13 protein-coding genes are annotated in these 15,544 nt (G+C 71.3%); 10 read left to right on the forward strand and 3 right to left on the reverse strand.

Going from position 1 to position 15,544, the window contains the following annotated elements; all coding sequences use genetic code 11:
* Positions 1-249: 249 nt before the first annotated feature.
* Together BJ964_RS24275 and BJ964_RS24280 are read right to left on the reverse strand one after the other, a co-directional pair.
* Positions 250-1,335, reverse strand: a complete 1,086-nt coding sequence (locus BJ964_RS24275) for a CaiB/BaiF CoA transferase family protein (RefSeq protein ID WP_188122826.1) — start codon at positions 1,333-1,335, stop codon at positions 250-252.
* Positions 1,325-2,488 (reverse strand): acyl-CoA dehydrogenase family protein, encoded by a 1,164-nt coding sequence (locus BJ964_RS24280; protein WP_188122827.1) that lies wholly within the window; start codon positions 2,486-2,488, stop codon positions 1,325-1,327. Before BJ964_RS24280 ends, BJ964_RS24275 begins: the two co-directional genes overlap by 11 nt.
* Positions 2,489-2,596: 108 nt before the next feature.
* Between BJ964_RS24280 and BJ964_RS24285 the strand changes: the two genes are divergently transcribed.
* The 3 genes from BJ964_RS24285 to BJ964_RS24295 all read left to right on the forward strand — a co-directional run bounded on the left by BJ964_RS24285 (position 2,597) and on the right by BJ964_RS24295 (position 5,475).
* Entirely contained in the window at positions 2,597-3,202 is a 606-nt protein-coding gene (locus tag BJ964_RS24285) for a TetR/AcrR family transcriptional regulator (RefSeq protein ID WP_229806878.1), read from the forward strand.
* Positions 3,203-3,250: 48 nt separating this feature from the next.
* On the forward strand, positions 3,251-5,143 hold the full coding sequence (locus BJ964_RS24290; protein WP_188122828.1) for a propionyl-CoA synthetase: 1,893 nt from the start codon (positions 3,251-3,253) through the stop codon (positions 5,141-5,143).
* Between the two features lie 110 nt (positions 5,144-5,253).
* The gene (locus tag BJ964_RS24295; RefSeq protein WP_188122829.1) at positions 5,254-5,475 is read left to right on the forward strand and encodes a hypothetical protein; all 222 of its coding nucleotides are present in this window, start codon (positions 5,254-5,256) and stop codon (positions 5,473-5,475) included.
* Positions 5,476-5,529: 54 nt separating this feature from the next.
* Here the strand turns inward: BJ964_RS24295 and BJ964_RS24300 are convergent, their stop codons facing one another.
* Complete coding sequence (locus BJ964_RS24300) at positions 5,530-7,230, reverse strand: sulfatase-like hydrolase/transferase (protein ID WP_229806877.1); 1,701 nt, start codon at positions 7,228-7,230, stop codon at positions 5,530-5,532.
* 165 nt (positions 7,231-7,395) lie between these two features.
* Between BJ964_RS24300 and BJ964_RS24305 the strand changes: the two genes are divergently transcribed.
* The 7 genes from BJ964_RS24305 to BJ964_RS24335 are packed head-to-tail and all read left to right on the forward strand — an operon-like array spanning position 7,396 to position 15,543.
* Complete coding sequence (locus tag BJ964_RS24305; RefSeq protein ID WP_188122830.1) at positions 7,396-9,027, forward strand: ABC transporter substrate-binding protein; 1,632 nt, start codon at positions 7,396-7,398, stop codon at positions 9,025-9,027.
* Complete coding sequence (locus BJ964_RS24310) at positions 9,024-9,938, forward strand: ABC transporter permease (RefSeq protein WP_229806876.1); 915 nt, start codon at positions 9,024-9,026, stop codon at positions 9,936-9,938. Before BJ964_RS24305 ends, BJ964_RS24310 begins: the two co-directional genes overlap by 4 nt.
* 3 nt (positions 9,939-9,941) lie before the next feature.
* Positions 9,942-10,790, forward strand: a complete 849-nt coding sequence (locus BJ964_RS24315; protein ID WP_188122831.1) for an ABC transporter permease — start codon at positions 9,942-9,944, stop codon at positions 10,788-10,790.
* Positions 10,787-12,319: a nickel ABC transporter ATP-binding protein NikE gene (nikE, locus tag BJ964_RS24320; RefSeq protein WP_188122832.1), complete on the forward strand. Its 1,533-nt coding sequence runs from the start codon at positions 10,787-10,789 to the stop codon at positions 12,317-12,319. The genes BJ964_RS24315 and nikE overlap by 4 nt, the downstream gene beginning before the upstream one ends.
* Positions 12,316-13,272, forward strand: a complete 957-nt coding sequence (locus tag BJ964_RS24325; RefSeq protein ID WP_188122833.1) for an LLM class flavin-dependent oxidoreductase — start codon at positions 12,316-12,318, stop codon at positions 13,270-13,272. The genes nikE and BJ964_RS24325 overlap by 4 nt, the downstream gene beginning before the upstream one ends.
* Positions 13,265-14,533 carry an LLM class flavin-dependent oxidoreductase gene (locus tag BJ964_RS24330; protein ID WP_188122834.1) on the forward strand — a complete coding sequence of 423 codons (1,269 nt, stop codon included), beginning with the start codon at positions 13,265-13,267 and terminating at the stop codon, positions 14,531-14,533. The genes BJ964_RS24325 and BJ964_RS24330 overlap by 8 nt, the downstream gene beginning before the upstream one ends.
* A complete protein-coding gene (locus tag BJ964_RS24335) occupies positions 14,530-15,543 on the forward strand; it encodes an LLM class flavin-dependent oxidoreductase (protein ID WP_188122835.1) in 1,014 nt (337 codons plus the stop codon). Before BJ964_RS24330 ends, BJ964_RS24335 begins: the two co-directional genes overlap by 4 nt.
* The last annotated feature ends 1 nt before the right edge of the window (position 15,544 follow it).

The following is a 15,544-nucleotide window of genomic DNA, read 5'->3' on the forward strand; positions in this document are numbered from 1 at the left end:
GCCGGCATGGGTGGCGGTCGGGAGGGGTGCCCTGGTTGCCTGGTGATCACCACCGCCGCTACCACTCGCCCGGCGTGACCGGAAGGTGAGCCGTGAGCGGCGGCATTGAGCAAGTCGCGTCTGCCCGGCCACCGATCTGAGCCCGGCGGGCGCGGCACAGGCGGGAGTGGGCAGCAAGCGCGCGCCGACCGGACGGAACGGGAAAAATCAGGCGGGACGAGGACACGCGTACGATCACATGGTTTTGATCTAGGACCAACCGGACAGGATCTCGGTGACCGTCGCGGGTTTGACGGCCTCCGGGGTGGGCGCCGGTGTGCGGCTCAGGCGCGGCGCCGGAGCGGGCTGGACCACGCCGTCGACCTCGATGAACGCGTTCCGCGCCCGGTTGTGCGGATGGTCCGGCGCCTCGGTGAGCGACAGGACCGGGCTCACGCACGCGTCCAGGCCCTCGAAGATCGACGCCCACTCGTCGCGGGTGCGCTGCGCGAACCGCTCGGTGAACCGGCGGCGCAGCTCCGGCCAGGCCGCGAAGTCGAACTGGCCGGGCAGATCCGGGTCGTCGTCGAGGCCGAGGCCCTTGAGCAGCGCCGCGTAGAACTGCGGTTCGAGCGAGCCGACGGCCAGGTAGCCGCCGTCGGACGCCTGGTAGGTGTCGTAGAACGGGGCGCCGCCGTCGAGCAGGTTCTGCCCGCGGCCGCCCGGCCACCGGCCCTCGGCGAGGAAACCGTGCAGGAAGGTCATCAGCAGCGACGAGCCGTCGACCATCGCGGCGTCGACCACCTGGCCGCGGCCGGAGACGCCGCGCTCGACCAGCGCCGCCAGGATGCCGACGGCCAGCAGCATGCCGCCGCCCGCGAAGTCGCCGAGCAGGTTGACCGGCGCGTGCGGGCGCTCGCCGGGACGGCCCAGCGGTTCCAGGGCCCCGGAGATCGCGATGTAGTCGATGTCGTGCCCGGCGGCCTTCGCGAGCGGCCCGTCCTGGCCCCACCCGGTCATCCGCGCGTAGATCAGCCTCGGGTTGATCCGCTCGCAGTCGTCCGGGCCGAACCCGAGCCGCTCGGCCACACCCGGCCGGTAGCCCTCGACCAGCACGTCGGCCCGTTCGATCAGGCCGAGCAGCTCGGCCTTACCGGTCTCCGACTTGAGATCCACGGTCACCCGGCGCCGGCCGCGCTGCATCGGACCGATCGGTCCGGTACCGCCGGGGCGGTCGACCAGCACCACGTCGGCGCCCAGGTCGGCGAGGATCATGCAGCCGAACGGGGCCGGCGCGAGACCGGCCAGCTCCACGACGCGGATACCGTCCAGGGGGCCCCGGCTGTCAGAGGACACGGGAGATCAGCTCCTTCATGATCTCGTTCGTGCCGCCGTAGATCTTCTGGACCCGGGCGTCCGCGTACATCTTCGAGATCGGGTACTCGGTGGTGTAGCCGTAGCCGCCGAAGATCTGCAGGCAGCGGTCGACCACCTCGCACTGCCCCTCGGTGAGGTAGAGCTTGGCCATGGCGGCGGTGGACACGTCCAGCTCACCACGGGCGTGCCGCTGGATGCAGTCGTCCAGGAAGATCCGGGACACGCGGGTCCGGGTCGCCACGTCGGCCAGCACCATCCGGGTGTTCTGGTGGCCGATCAGGGGCTTGCCGAAGGCGGTGCGCTCCTTCGCGTACCCGGTCGCCATCTCGACGGCCCGCTGCATGGCGGCGACCGCGCCCACCCCGATGACCAGCCGCTCCTGCGGCAGCTGCTGCATCATCTGGATGAAGCCGGCGCCCTCGGCGCCGAGCAGGTTGGCGGCCGGCACCCGGAAGTCGTCGAAGAACAGCTCCGCGGTGTCGTTGGAGTGCAGACCGATCTTCTCGATCTTCCGGCCCCGCCGGAAGCCCTCCGGGTCGCCGGTCAGCTCGCAGACCAGCAGCGACATGCCGTGCGCGCGGGCCGAGGTGTCGGTCTTCACGGCCAGGATCAGCACGTCCGCGAGGATGCCGTTGGTGATGAACGTCTTCGAGCCGCTCACCACGTAGTCGTCGCCGTCGCGGACCGCCCTCGTGCGGATCGACTGGAGGTCCGAGCCGCCGTCCGGCTCGGTCATCCCGATGGCGCCGATCAGCTCGCCGCTCACCAGGCCGGGCAGCCAGCGCCGCTTCTGCTCCTCGGTGCCGTATTCGTTGAGGTAGCCGGTGACGATCCCGCTGTGCACCGCGATGCCGAGGCTGCCCTCGCCGGCCAGCGTCTGCTCGTGCAGCAGCACGGCCTCGTGGGTGAAGTCGCCGCCCCCGCCGCCGTACTCCTCCGGGATGGAGAGGCCGAGCAGGCCCAGCTCGCCGGCCCGGCGGTAGTGCTCGCGGTCGGGATGGCCCTGCCGCTCCAGCCGCTCGGCGTGCGGCACCACCTCCTTGGTGAAGAAGGTGCGGGCGAGCTCGGCCAGGTCGTCGTGTTCCGGCTTGCGCCACGGTTCGACATAACCGTCCAGTCCAGGCGTCGGCATCGACCTACCATCGAGCACTATTGGCGAGGTGTCAATAAGCTGGACGCGAATTGCCGCCATCCTTCTGGCGAGACGATCGATGGATCGACGTGCCGTAAGGTCGGGCCCGTGGTGCGCATCGAGTCGATGCGCCGGCGCAGGCTCGAGCCCGACGCGCGGCGCGAGCAGATCCTGTCGGTGGCGATCCGGCACTTCGGGTCACGGCCCTACGCCGAGGTGTCCACCACCGACGTGGCCCGGGACGCGGGAGTCGCGCGCGGCCTGGTCAACCACTATTTCGGTACGAAGAAGGATCTCTACCTCGCGGTCGTGCGGGTCATGCTCACCGTGCCCGACGTCGCCCTGGCACAGCTTCCCGCAGGCGACCTGCCGGAACGCGTCGACTCCATCGTCGGGTACTTCCTCGACGTCGTCTCCCGCCACAGCACCTCCTGGCTGGCCGCCACCGGCGCCGGCGGGATGGCCGGTGACGCCGAGGTGAACCAGGTGATCGCCGAGGCGGTCGACGTCGCCGCGGCCGGGGTGCTGCGCGCCGTCGGGATGGGGGACGACCCCTCGCCGGTGCTGCGGGCGATGTGCCGCTCCTACGTGGGCCTGGCGATCTGGACGGCCCAGGAGTGGTTGCAGCGGGGGGTTCTGACCCGCCAGCAGGTGCACGCCCTCCTGGCCACGTCGCTGATCGCCCTGGTGGAGCGGGTCTTCCCTCTGCACTAGCCTCCTAGGATGCTGGACAAGGTGTGATCCACGGCGCAGCGTCGGGGGATGGGCGCATATCGCGAGGCGTACGAGCGCAGCATCGACGACCCGGCCGGCTTCTGGCGGGCCGCGGCCGAACTCATCGACTGGCACGAGCCGCCGGACCGGATCCTGGACGACTCCGAGGCGCCGATCTTCCGGTGGTTTCCCGGCGCCTCCCTCAACACCTGCCACAACGCCCTCGACCGGCACGTCCACGGTGGCCGGGGCGACCAGGTGGCGCTCATCCACGACAGTCCGGTGACCGGTGTGGTGCGCGCGTACACGTACCGGGAGCTGCGCGACGAGGTGGCGATCTTCGCGGGGGCGCTGCGCAGGCTCGGGGTGGAGCGCGGCGACCGGGTGGTCATCTACATGGCGATGGTGCCGGAGACGGTCGTCGCGATGCTCGCCTGTGCCCGGCTCGGGGCCGTCCACTCGGTGGTCTTCGGCGGGTTCGGCGCGCGGGAGCTGACCGCCCGCATCGACGACGCCCGGCCGCGGGTCATCGTGGCCAGTTCGTGCGGGATCGAGGGCGGGCGGGTGGTGCCGTACCAGCCGATGCTGTCGGCCGCGCTGGCCGAGGCGGCCCACGTCCCGTCGCACTGCGTGATCCTGCAACGGCCGCAGGCGCCCTGTGACATGGTCCCGGGCCGGGATCTGAGCTGGGTGGACGCGGTCGCCGGTGCGGAACCGGCGGACTGTGTGCCGGTCGCCGCCACCGATCCGCTCTACATCCTCTACACCTCCGGCACGACCGGGCGCCCCAAGGGCGTGGTCCGGGACAACGGCGGCCACGCGGTCGCGTTGCGGTGGTCGATGGAGAAGATCTTCGGGGTACGGCCGGGCGAGGTCTTCTGGGCGGCGTCCGACGTGGGGTGGGTGGTCGGGCACTCGTACATCGTGTACGGGCCGCTGCTGACCGGGGCGACCACGATCCTGTACGAGGGCAAGCCGGTCGGCACCCCGGACGCGGGCGCGTTCTGGCGGGTGGTGGAGCAGCACCGGGTGGCGGCCATGTTCACGGCGCCGACCGCGATCCGGGCGGTACGCAAGGAGGACCCGGACGGGAAACTGCTGGCCGGGCGGGATGTGGGCTGTCTGCGGTCGCTGTTCCTGGCGGGGGAGCGGCTGGACACGCCGACGTACGAGTGGGCCGGTGACCTGCTGGGCATCCCGGTGATCGACAACTGGTGGCAGACGGAGACCGGCTGGCCGATCGCGGCGAGCCCGCGCGGTATGGAGGATCTGCCGACGCGGCCGGGTTCGCCGTCGGTGCCGATGCCCGGCTACCGGGTGCGGGTCGTCGGCCCGGACGGGACCGATGTGCCGCCGGGCACCGAGGGGGCGATCGTGGTCGGGCTGCCGCTGCCGCCGGGGTGCCTGCCGACGCTGTGGGGTGACGACGAACGCTATGTGCGGTCGTATCTGTCGGCGTTCCAGGGCAACTATCTGACCGGCGACGGTGGGATGTTCGACGGCGACGGGTATCTGTACGTGCTCGGGCGTACCGATGACGTGATCAATGTGGCCGGTCACCGGCTGTCGACCGGGGCGATGGAGGAGGTGCTGGCCACCCATCCGGCGGTCGCCGAATGCGCCGTGATCGGTGTGGGCGACCTGCTGAAGGGGCAGGTGCCGCGCGGGTTCGTGGTGCTGCGCAGTGGGGTGGCGCCGGATCCGGCGGCCCTGGAGACGGAGCTGGTGGGGCTGGTGCGGGACCGGATCGGGGCGGTGGCGGCGCTGCGCCGGATCGACGTGGTGGCGGCGCTGCCGAAGACCCGGTCGGGGAAGATCCTGCGCGGCACGATGCGGGGGATCGCGGACGGCCGGGAGGAGGCGGTGCCGGCGACGATCGAGAACCCGGACGTGCTGGAGGCGCTGCGGCCGGTGTTGCGGTCACCCCGCGTGTCCAGGTAGGAGTGTGCGGCCCTTACAGAAGCGGTGCCGGTGATCGGTGCAGCACGTTCGAGCTGGTACCGGCGAAGACGAAGAGTGTGCTGGTGGTCTATTCGGCCGAGATGGGGGTCGTGACGATTCCGGCGCCGGCAGGGGTGTCCACTCCGGAGGGCATTCGGGTGGGGAGCACGGTGCGGCAGGTGCGGGACGCCTACAGCGACCTGGAGGGGGACGAGTCCATCGGGCTCTACGCGAACCAGAACGACGGTGACGACAGCCGTTACGAGTTCCACTTCCGGAAGGGCGCGGTGGTGGCGCTGTTCGTCGGGCGTACCGCCGCGGATTGCGGCTGAGGTGGTGGTGTGCGGCGCCTGGAGTGACCGGGACCGGCGCCGCACACCACGTATCTAGTGGGCTCCGTCGGGGCCGTAGGCGGTGAGGAATTTGTCGCGGAAGTCGCTCATCTGCCAGACGGGGGCGTCGGTGGCGGGTTTGAGGCTTTCGGTCCAGCCCCACGAGTCGATCTTGTCGAGGACGGCCGGGTCCTTGGCGACGATGGTGATCGGCACGTCGTGGCTGGCGTTCTCGCCCGAGACGACGCTGGACGGCTGGTGGTCGCCGACGAAGACGAGGACCAGGTTCTCGTCGCCGTAGCGCTGGATCCAGTCGATCAGGGTGCCCAGGGTGTAGACGACCGACTTGCCGTACTCCCTGCGGACCTTCTTGCTGCTGGACCAGATGTCGGCCTTGCTCTCGGCGGCGGCCGCCTGTGCGGTGTAGACGGAGCCGTCGCCGACCTGTTCCCACGGGATGGAGCTGGGGATCGGCGCCCACGGGGTGTGTGTGGACAGCAGCGGCATCTCGACCATCATCGGCTGCCGGCCCGGCTTCTTGTACTCGAGCTCGTTGAAGCGGGTGAGCGTGTACTGGTCGGGCATGCTGGCCCAGCCGAACTTGGGGCCCTGGTAGCCGAGGTTGCGGGAGTCCCAGACCCGGTTGTAGCCGTAGAAGGCGCTCTCCGGCCAGGGGCGGCTGTTGCCCGGCACCATCGCCACGGTGTCCCAGTTCGCCGTCTTGAAGGCCTTGGTGAGGGTGAGCCGCTGGCTGGCGTTGAGGTTGCGGTAGCGGGACTGGTTGTTGATCCACAGTCCGCTCTGCAGGGTGGAGTGGGCCAGCCAGCTGCTGCCGCCGAAGGTGGGTGAGGTGAGCCAGCCGCTGCGGGCGGCGTACCCGGCGGCTTTGAGCTTGTTGTCGCCGTCGGTGAGGACGGCGCCGGTGCTCTCGGCGAACTCGGGCGCCTCGACGGCGTTGCGGCCGTAGCTCTCGATGAAGGTGAGCACGAAGTCCTTGCCGCGCAGCCCGGTGAGCAGCTGGTCGGCGGGGACGCTGCGGTAGGGGTCGTTGTTGACCTCGGCGGCGAACTCGGCCTCGTTCTTCATGCCTTCGCGGGCCTGCCAGATCCGGTCCCAGGCGTAGGTGGCGGAGGTGCGGGCGGCGAGCGGGACCTCGGCGGTGAGCTGGACGCCGAGGGCGAAGGTGAGCATCCAGGCGGCGGCGATGCCGGCGGCGGTCAGTGCCGAGCGGCGGCGGTGCCGGGTGAGGAACGCGGAGACGCGCAGCATGGCCCAGGTGACGAAGGCCGGGGCGGTGAGGCCGAGCAGGATCGCGCCGATGATGGCGGCCCAGGCGGCGAGCCCGCCGTACGTCTCGTTGACGAAGTTGTAGGCGTCGCCGAACAGGGACCAGTCGAGCACCGGGTCGAAGGGCCGGGCCAGGGTGCGGAAGAAGCCCATGTCGAGGCTCTTCTCGACGACCAGCCAGCCGAGGACGACGCCGAGGATCGAGGCGACCGTGATGCGGGGCCGGCGGGGGAGCACGATCAGCAGCAGGATGATGAACGCGGCCTCGACCGGGATGCGGGCGAAGCTGCCGACGCTGATCCGGCGCAGGACGTTCGGGTAGAGCAGCGCCACGAAGACGGTGACGCAGGCCACGACGGTCAGTGATCGCGATGCCCATGGCCTGTTCAGCAGCCGCCGGACCCGGCCGGGCTCCTTGGGGGTGGGCTCCTCGGCTTCCGGCTCGGTCTGGTCCGGTTCTGTCTCCACCTGGGGTTCTTCGGGCGTGGGCGGATCGGCGAGGTCTGTCGGCTGCACGACATGGTGAACGCGTCTCGGGCCGGGATGGTTCAGCCGGGTGACCAATCAATCGGCCGGGCCCTCTTGCCAATCTCCTATAGAAGCTATAGGAAATGTAGAGAGGAGGATCCGCCCATGCGCCGTACCCGTCCCGCCGCCGTTCTCGCCGTCGCCGCCCTCGCCCTCACCACCGCCTGTTCGCCCGGCTCCTCCGCGGCGCCCGGCGCCGGGCAGCCGGTCAGCGGCGGATCGCTGACCTGGGCCGTCGAGACCGAACCGATCACCTTCAACCCGCACCAGTACGCCCAGGCCAAGGCCCGCCTGCTGGTCTGGAACACGTTCGAGGCGCTGCTCACCCACGACGACAGGGGCGGCTACCTGCCGTGGCTCGCCACCGGTTACGAGGCGTCGCCGGACGGCAAGACCTACACCTTCAGATTGCGTACGGACGTGAGCTTCACCGACGGCACGAAGTTCGACGCCGCGGCGGTCAAGGCGAACGTCGACCAGTTCGCGGTCGAGGGCTACAACCCGGCCGTCCAGGCGGTGCAGCTGCGCAACCTGGACCGGGTCGAGGTGGTGGACCCGGCGACCGTCGCCGTCCATCTCAAGCAGCCCGACGTGCTGATCCTCGACTTCCTCTCCTCGCCGCAGGGCGCCCAGGTGTCGCCGAAGTCGCTGAGCCAGGCGAAGAACCTCAAGGCCGGCGGACCGGAACTGGCCGGGACCGGACCGTTCATCCTGGACCGGTACACCGCCGGGCAGGAGGTGCATTTCACGAAGAACCCGGCCTACCAGTGGGCGCCGGCCAACGCGGGGCACACCGGGCCCGCCTACCTCGACGAGATCACCTACCGGTTCCTGAAGGAGTCGTCGGTGCGGGTCGGGGCGCTGACCTCCGGGCAGGTGCAGGTCATCGAGGGGGTGCCGGCCACCGACGAGGCCCTGATCACCGGCAACGACCAGCTCACCTTCGCCCGTGGGCTCAACTCCGGGTCGGCGTACTCGTACTACTTCAACATCGCGCACGCGCCGTTCGACGACATCCGGGTGCGGCAGGCCTTCCGCGAGGCGGTCGACGTCGACGCGGTGCTCCAGGGCGTCTACCGGGGCAGCGCCACCCGCGCCTGGAGCGTGATCGGCCCGACCAGCCCGTTCTACGACCGGAGCCTGGAGAAGACCTACAGCGGCGACACGGCCGGGGCCAACCGGCTGCTCGACGAGGCCGGCTGGACCACCCGTGACGCCGACGGGTTCCGCACCAAGGACGGCAAGCGTTTGACCGTACGGCTGGTGCAGTCCGCGCCGTTCGTCCGCGATCGCCGTGACGTGCTCGCCCAGGCCGTGCAGGCCGCCGTGAAGCAGAGCGCCGGCATCGACCTGAACGTGGCCCTGGTCGACCAGGGCACCGCCACCCAGGCGCTGACCGACGGCGCGTACGAGGTGTTCGACAACTCCCGCGCCGACACCGACGCCGGGGCGGCCCTCAACCTGCTGCTGCACTCCGCCGGGGCGATCAACCGGACCGGTGTGAAGGACCCGGAGCTCGACAGGCTTCTCGAGGAGGGGCAGGCCAGCGGCGACCAGGCCGCGCGCAACGGCACCTACCAGCGGGTCCAGCGGCTGACCGTCACCGACCAGGCGCTGATCCTGCCGCTCTATGCCCCGGCCGACCAGGTCGCCGCCGCCGTCACGGTCGGCGGGCTGGGCTTCGAACCGACCGCCGGGGTGCCGGGCCGCGCCTACGACCTGTGGCTCGGCAAGTGATCAGGGCGATCGCGCGGCGGGCCGGCAGCGGCCTGGCCGTGCTCTGGGCGGCGGCCACGGCGGCCTACCTCGCGCTGCTGGCCGCGCCCGGCGACACGGTCGACAGCATCATCGGCGACGGTGCCGACAGCCCGCAGATCCGGGCCCAGATCATCGCCGAATGGAACCTGGATCGGCCCGCGATCGTGCAGTACCTCGACTATCTGTGGCGGGCCGCCCAGGGTGACCTGGGCCGCTCCTATCTGCTCCAGCGCCCGGTCCGCGACGTCATCGGCGACCAGCTGGCGCCCACCCTGAGGCTGGCCGTTGCCGCGGCCGTCTTCGGGGTGGTGCTGGCCCTGATCCTGGCGGTCGTCACCCGGGGCCGGTGGGCCCGCCGGGCCAGCTCCACCGCCGAACTGGTGCTCGTCTCCACCCCGCCGTTCCTGATCGGGATCGTGCTGCTCAGCGTCTTCTCGTTCCGGTTCGGGATGTTCCCGGTCTCCGGAGACCGCGGCTGGGCGGCGCTCGTGCTGCCCGCCGTCACCCTCGGCCTGCCGATCGCCGGGGTCCTCGCCCAGGTGCTGCGCGACGGCCTGGACCGCGCCCTGGACGAGCCCTTCGCGGTCACCGCCCGGGCCCGGGGCCTGACGGAACGGTCGGTCCTGATCCGGCACGGCCTGCGGCACTCGCTGCTGCCCGCGGTCACCCTGCTCGGCTGGCTCTCCGGGGTGCTCATCGGCGGCTCGGTGATCATCGAGCAGGTGTTCGGCCGCCCCGGCCTCGGCCAGGTCACCCTCCAGGCGGTGAGCAGCAGCGACATGCCGGTGGTGCTGGCCGTCGTGGTCCTGGCCGCGGCCTTCTTCGTCGTCATCAACACGGCCGCCGACCTCGCGTACCTGCTCATCGACCCGCGGTTGCGAAGGAGCTGACCGATGACCGTCGCCCTGCCCCGCCCCGTCGTACGCCGGCTCACCCTGCGGCGGCCACGCCCCGGCCTCGCCGCCGCCACCGCCGTGCTCGCCCTCGCCCTGACCGCGGTGGCCTGGCCGTCGCTGTTCGCCGGCGACCCGCTCGCCGCCGACCCGCTGCACGTGCTCGAAGCGCCGTCGGCCGCCCACTGGTTCGGCACCGACCAGCTGGGCCGCGACGTCTTCGACCGGGTCGTGCACGGCGCCCGGCACTCGCTCAGCATCGGCGTGGCCGCCACCGTCATCGCGGTCGGCGCCGGCATCCTGCTCGGCCTGCTCGCCGGGCTCACCCACCGGGCCGCTGACGAGGTCCTCAGCCGCGGCTTCGACGCCCTCGCCGCGTTCCCGCTGGTCCTGCTCGCGCTGCTGTTCATCGCGATCGCCGGGACCGGCACCGTCAGCCTCATCGTGGCGATCGGCATCGCCACCCTCCCGCACTACGCCCGGGTGGTGCGGGCCCAGACCCTGGTGGTGCGGCAGGCGCCGTACGTCACCCACGCCGTCGCGTTCGGAGCGTCCCGCACCCGCCTGGTGCTGCGGCACGTCCTGCCGAACGTGCTCGGCCCGATCCCGGTCCTGGCGATGATCGGGCTCGGCGAGGCGGTCCTCATCGCGGCCGGCCTCAGCTTCCTCGGCCTCGGACCGCAGCCGCCGTCGCCGGAGTGGGGCGCGATGCTCTCCGAGGGCCGCGGCTACCTGCACATCGCCTGGTGGGCGTCGGTGCTTCCGGGCTGCGCCGTCACCGCCACCGTCATCTCTCTCACCGTGATCGGTCGGCATCTGCAGAACCGGTTCGAAGGGCGGCACCAGTGATCGAAGTCGAGAACCTGCGGGTCACCTTCCGCCTGGGGCAACGGCAGGTGGAGGCGGTCCGCGGGGTCAGCTTCGACGTCGAGGAGGGCGAGTGTCTCGCGCTGGTCGGGGAGAGCGGGTCCGGTAAGAGCGTCACCGCCCGCAGCCTGGTCGGACTGGCCGGTCCGGCGGCCCGCGTGGAGGCCGACACGTTCGTCGTCGACGGCCGTGACGTGCGCGGGTTCGCGGCCCGCGAGTGGCGGCGGCTGCGCGGCCGGTTCGCCGGGCTGATCCTCCAGGACGCCCTCGTCTCGCTGGACCCGCTGCGCACCGTCGGCGCCGAGATCACCGAGGTGCTGCGCACCCACGGCATCGGCGACCGCCGGGACCGGCCCGACCGGGTCCGGCAACTGCTCACCGACGTGCACGTGCCGGAACCGGACCGGCGGGCCCGGCAGTACCCGCACCAGCTCTCCGGCGGGCTGCGGCAGCGGGCCCTGATCGCCTCCGCCATCGCCGGCGGCCCGAAACTGCTGATCGCCGACGAGCCGACCACGGCCCTGGACGCGACCGTGCAGGCGCAGATCCTGAAACTGCTGGCCGAACGGCGCGCGTCGGGGGAGACCCTGCTGCTGATCAGCCACGACCTGGCGGTGGTGTCCCAGCTCGCCGACCGGGTGCTGGTCATGAAGGACGGCCGGATCGTCGAGTCGGGGCCCACGCGCACCCTGCTGGAACGTGCGGGGCACGCGTACACCAAAGAATTGATCTCGGCCGCGAGCGGACGGCGGAGGGCGGCCACGACGGCGCCCGGACAGGTGGTCGTCGAGGCCACCGCGTTGCGCAAGGTGTACGGCGACCGCGCCGTGGTCCGCGACGTCGGCCTCACCATCCGCGCCGGCGAGATCGTCGGCCTGGTCGGCGAGTCCGGCTCCGGCAAGACCACCGTGGCGCAGCTGCTGTTCGGGCTGACCGAGCCGACCTCCGGGCGGGTGCGGTTCGAGGGACGCGACCTCAGCGGGGTGCCGGAACGGGCCCGCCGCCCGATCCGCCGCCGCCTCCAGCTGATCGCCCAGGACCCGCTGTCCGCGTTCGATCCCCGTTGGACGGTGCGCCGCATCGTCGGCGAGGCGCTGCCGCGCGGCGCGGACCCGCTGCCGGTGCTGGAACGCGTCGGGCTCGGCGCCGACGTGCTGGACCGCTACCCGCGGCAGCTGTCCGGCGGGCAGCGGCAGCGGGTCGCGGTGGCCCGCGCCATCGCCCCACGACCGAGTCTGATCATCTGCGACGAGCCGGTCTCCGCGCTCGACGTGTCGGTGCAGGCGCAGGTCCTCGACCTGATCGCGCAGATCCGCGAGGACGACGGGACCGCGCTGCTGTTCATCTCCCACGACCTCGGCGTGATCCGTGACCTGGCCGACCGGGTCCTGGTCATGCACGACGGCCGGGTGGTCGAGCAGGGGCCGGTCCGGGCGGTCTTCGACCACGCCGGCCACGAGTACACCCGGGCACTGCTCAGTGCCGTGCCCACACTGGAGGGAGCCGCATGACCCTGCACCTGGCGATCGCGCTGGACGGCGACTCGTTCGCCGCCGACGACTGGACGACCCCGGTCAGACAGGCGGACGAGGCACGCCTGGACTTCGTCACCTTCCAGGACAGCTTCGGCGGGCGGCGGCCCGACGCCGTCCAGGTCGCGGCCCGGGTCGCCCCGCTGACCCGGCACGTCGGCCTGGTCCCGGTCGCCACCACCACCCACACCGAGCCGTTCCACCTGTCCACCGCGCTGGCCACCCTCGACCACGTCAGCCGGGGCCGGGCCGGATGGCAGGTGCGGGTGTCCCACGACCCGGCCGAGGCGGCCCTGCTCGGGCGGCGGGCGCCACTGGAGTTCGACGACCTGTTCGCCGAGGCCGCCGACGCGATCGAGGTGGTGCGGCGGCTCTGGGACAGCTGGGAGGACGACGCGATCATCAAGGACGTGGCCACCGGCCGGTTCATCGACCGGGAGAAGCTGCACTACATCGACTTCTCCGGGGCGTACTTCTCGGTCAAGGGGCCGTCGATCGTGCCGCGGCCGCCGCAGGGGCAGCCGGTCGTGGCGGCGCTCGCCCACGACGAGCGGGTGTGGTCGCGCCTCGACGTGGACGTGTACTTCGTGACGCCGGCCGACGCCGACCAGGCCGCGAAGATCGTGCGGCGGCTGCCCGGTAGGAAGGTCTTCGCCGACCTGGTCGTGGGCGGCCGCACCCCCACCGACGCGGCCGTCTTCACCGGAACGACCACACAGCTGGCCGACCTCGTCGCGGCCTGGAGCGGCTCCGGGATCGCCGGCTTCCGGCTACGGCCCGGCGAGGACTACGGCGTGAGCGCCATCACCGGAGAGCTCGTGCCGGAGCTGCGGCGGCGCGGCCTGTTCACGCCGTCACCGCAACAGCGACTGCGCGAGCGGCTGGGCCTGCCCCAGGCCGTCAACCGTTACCAGGAGGTGGCCCGTGCCTAAGCAGATCATCCTCGCCGCGCACTTCCCGGGCGTGAACAACACGACCGTCTGGAGCGATCCACGCGCCGGCAGCCAGATCGATTTCGACTCGTTCGAATATCTCGCCCGCACCGCCGAACGCGGGAAGTTCGACTTCTTCTTCCTGGCCGAGGGGCTGCGGCTGCGCGAGCAGCGCGGCCTCATCCACGACCTGGACGTGGTCGGCCGCCCGGACACCATCACGGTGCTGGCCGCCCTGGCCGCCGTCACCACCCACCTCGGCCTCGCCGGGACGCTCAACGCCACCTACCACGAGCCGTACGAGCTGGCCCGTCAGCTCGCCACCCTCGACCACCTCTCCGGTGGCCGGGCCGCGTGGAACGTGGTCACCTCGCCGGGCGCGTTCTTCGGGGAGAACTTCCGGCGCGGCGGCTTCCTCGACCACGCGGACCGCTACGTCCGCGCCGGCGAGTTCATCGAGACCGCCCGTAAGCTGTGGGACACCGACGGCGGCGAGTTCGCCGTCAAGAACAGCCAGTTCGACATCAAAGGCCGGTTCGGGGTGCCGCGCAGCCCGCAGGGCCACCCGGTCGTCCTCCAGGCCGGCGACTCCGACGGCGGCCGCGAACTGGCCGCCCGCCACGCCGACGCGATCTTCTCCCGGCACCACCAGATCGACGACGCCCGGCGGTTCTACCGCGACGTCAAGGACCGCCTCGGAAAGTACGGCCGCTCCGAGGACAGTCTGAAGATCATCCCCGGGGTGTCCTATGTGCTCGGCGACAGCGACGCCGACGCCCAGGAGAAGGCACACCACATCCGGCGGCAGCAGGTCAGCCCGCAGACCGCGATCCTGCTGCTGGAACAGCTGTGGAACACCGACCTGTCCGGCTACGACCCGGAGGGCCCGCTCCCGGAGACCGACCCGGTGCTCGACGAGAGCGACACGATCATCAAGGGCCGCGCCGGCATGTACCCGGACCGGCTGAAAACGGCGAACGAGTGGCGGGCCCGCGCCGAGGCCAAGAACCTGTCGATCCGCGACCTGATCATCGAGGTCACCGGCCGGCAGAACTTCATCGGTACGGCGTCGCGGGTCGCCGAACAGTTCGACGAGTACGTGCAGACCGGCGCCTGCGACGGCTTCATCCTGGTCTCCCACCTCACCCCGGCCGGGCTGGACGACTTCGTGGACCAGGTGGTCCCGCTGTTGCAGGAACGGGGCGTGTTCCGGACCGAGTATTCCGCGACCACCCTGCGGGGCAACCTGGGGCTGGCATGAGGTTCCTGCTGCTCAGCCTGATCACGTACATCGACCGGTCCAAGACCATCGAACAGCGGCTGCGCGAGGTGGTCGACACCGCGGTCCTCGGCGAGGAGCTGGGCTTCGACGGGTTCGCGGTGGGCGAACGCCACGAACGGCCCTTCCTGTCCTCGTCACCGCCGGTCGTGCTCAGTCACATCGCCGCGCGGACCAGCCGGATCCGGCTGTGGACCGGGGTCACCACGCTGAGCCTGCTCGACCCGGTCCGCGCCTTCGAGGACTACGCCACCCTCGACAACCTGTCCGGCGGCCGCCTCGAACTGATCATCGGCAAGGGCAACGGCGCCGCACAGGCCCAGCTGTTCCACGTGACCGTCGACGACCAGTGGGACCGGCTGCGGGAGAGCTACGACCTGTTCCGCCGCCTCTGGCGGGAGGAGAAGGTCACCTGGGAGGGCAGGTACCGTCCGTCGCTCACCGACGCCGAGACCTGGCCGCGGCCGCTGCAGCAGCCGATCACCGTCTGGCACGGCAGCGCCACCAGCAAGGCGTCGGTGGAACTCGCCGCCCGATACGGTGACCCGCTCTTCTCCGCCAACGTCACCAACCCGATCGAGCCGTACGCTGAACTGATCGACCACTACCGGGAGAGGTGGGCATTCCACGGCCATGACCCGGCGACGATCCGGATCGGGGCGGGCAGTGCCGGCTTCTACGCGGCCCGCACCTCACAGGAGGCCCTCGACGCCTACCGGCCCGTCTATCAGCAGCGGCTGGACGCCTTCCGCAAGGTCGGTGTGAAACCGGTCTTCCCCACTTTGGAGGACGCCGTCGAGCGCAGCTCCATCCTGGTCGGCAGCCCGCAGCAGATCATCGACAAGGTGCACCGCTACCACGAACGGTTCGGGCACGAGGTCACCCACCTCAGCGCCGACACCGAAGGGCTCACCGAGAAACAGAACCGGGCCAGCCTGGAACTCTTCGCCTCCGACATCGCCCCCGTGTTACGCCAGCTGAAAGGGCGGTAGC

Origin of the sequence: Actinoplanes lobatus (genome assembly GCF_014205215.1) — a bacterium.
GTDB lineage: Bacteria > Actinomycetota > Actinomycetes > Mycobacteriales > Micromonosporaceae > Actinoplanes > Actinoplanes lobatus.

Coding starts and splice junctions, on each gene's coding strand:
- BJ964_RS24280 (WP_188122827.1), bottom strand. CDS start 2,488: ATGCCGACGCCTGGACTGGACGGTTATGTCGAACCGTGGCGCAAGCCG.
- BJ964_RS24290 (WP_188122828.1), top strand. CDS start 3,251: ATGGGCGCATATCGCGAGGCGTACGAGCGCAGCATCGACGACCCGGCC.
- BJ964_RS24305 (WP_188122830.1), top strand. CDS start 7,396: ATGCGCCGTACCCGTCCCGCCGCCGTTCTCGCCGTCGCCGCCCTCGCC.
- BJ964_RS24315 (WP_188122831.1), top strand. CDS start 9,942: ATGACCGTCGCCCTGCCCCGCCCCGTCGTACGCCGGCTCACCCTGCGG.
- BJ964_RS24325 (WP_188122833.1), top strand. CDS start 12,316: ATGACCCTGCACCTGGCGATCGCGCTGGACGGCGACTCGTTCGCCGCC.
- BJ964_RS24335 (WP_188122835.1), top strand. CDS start 14,530: ATGAGGTTCCTGCTGCTCAGCCTGATCACGTACATCGACCGGTCCAAG.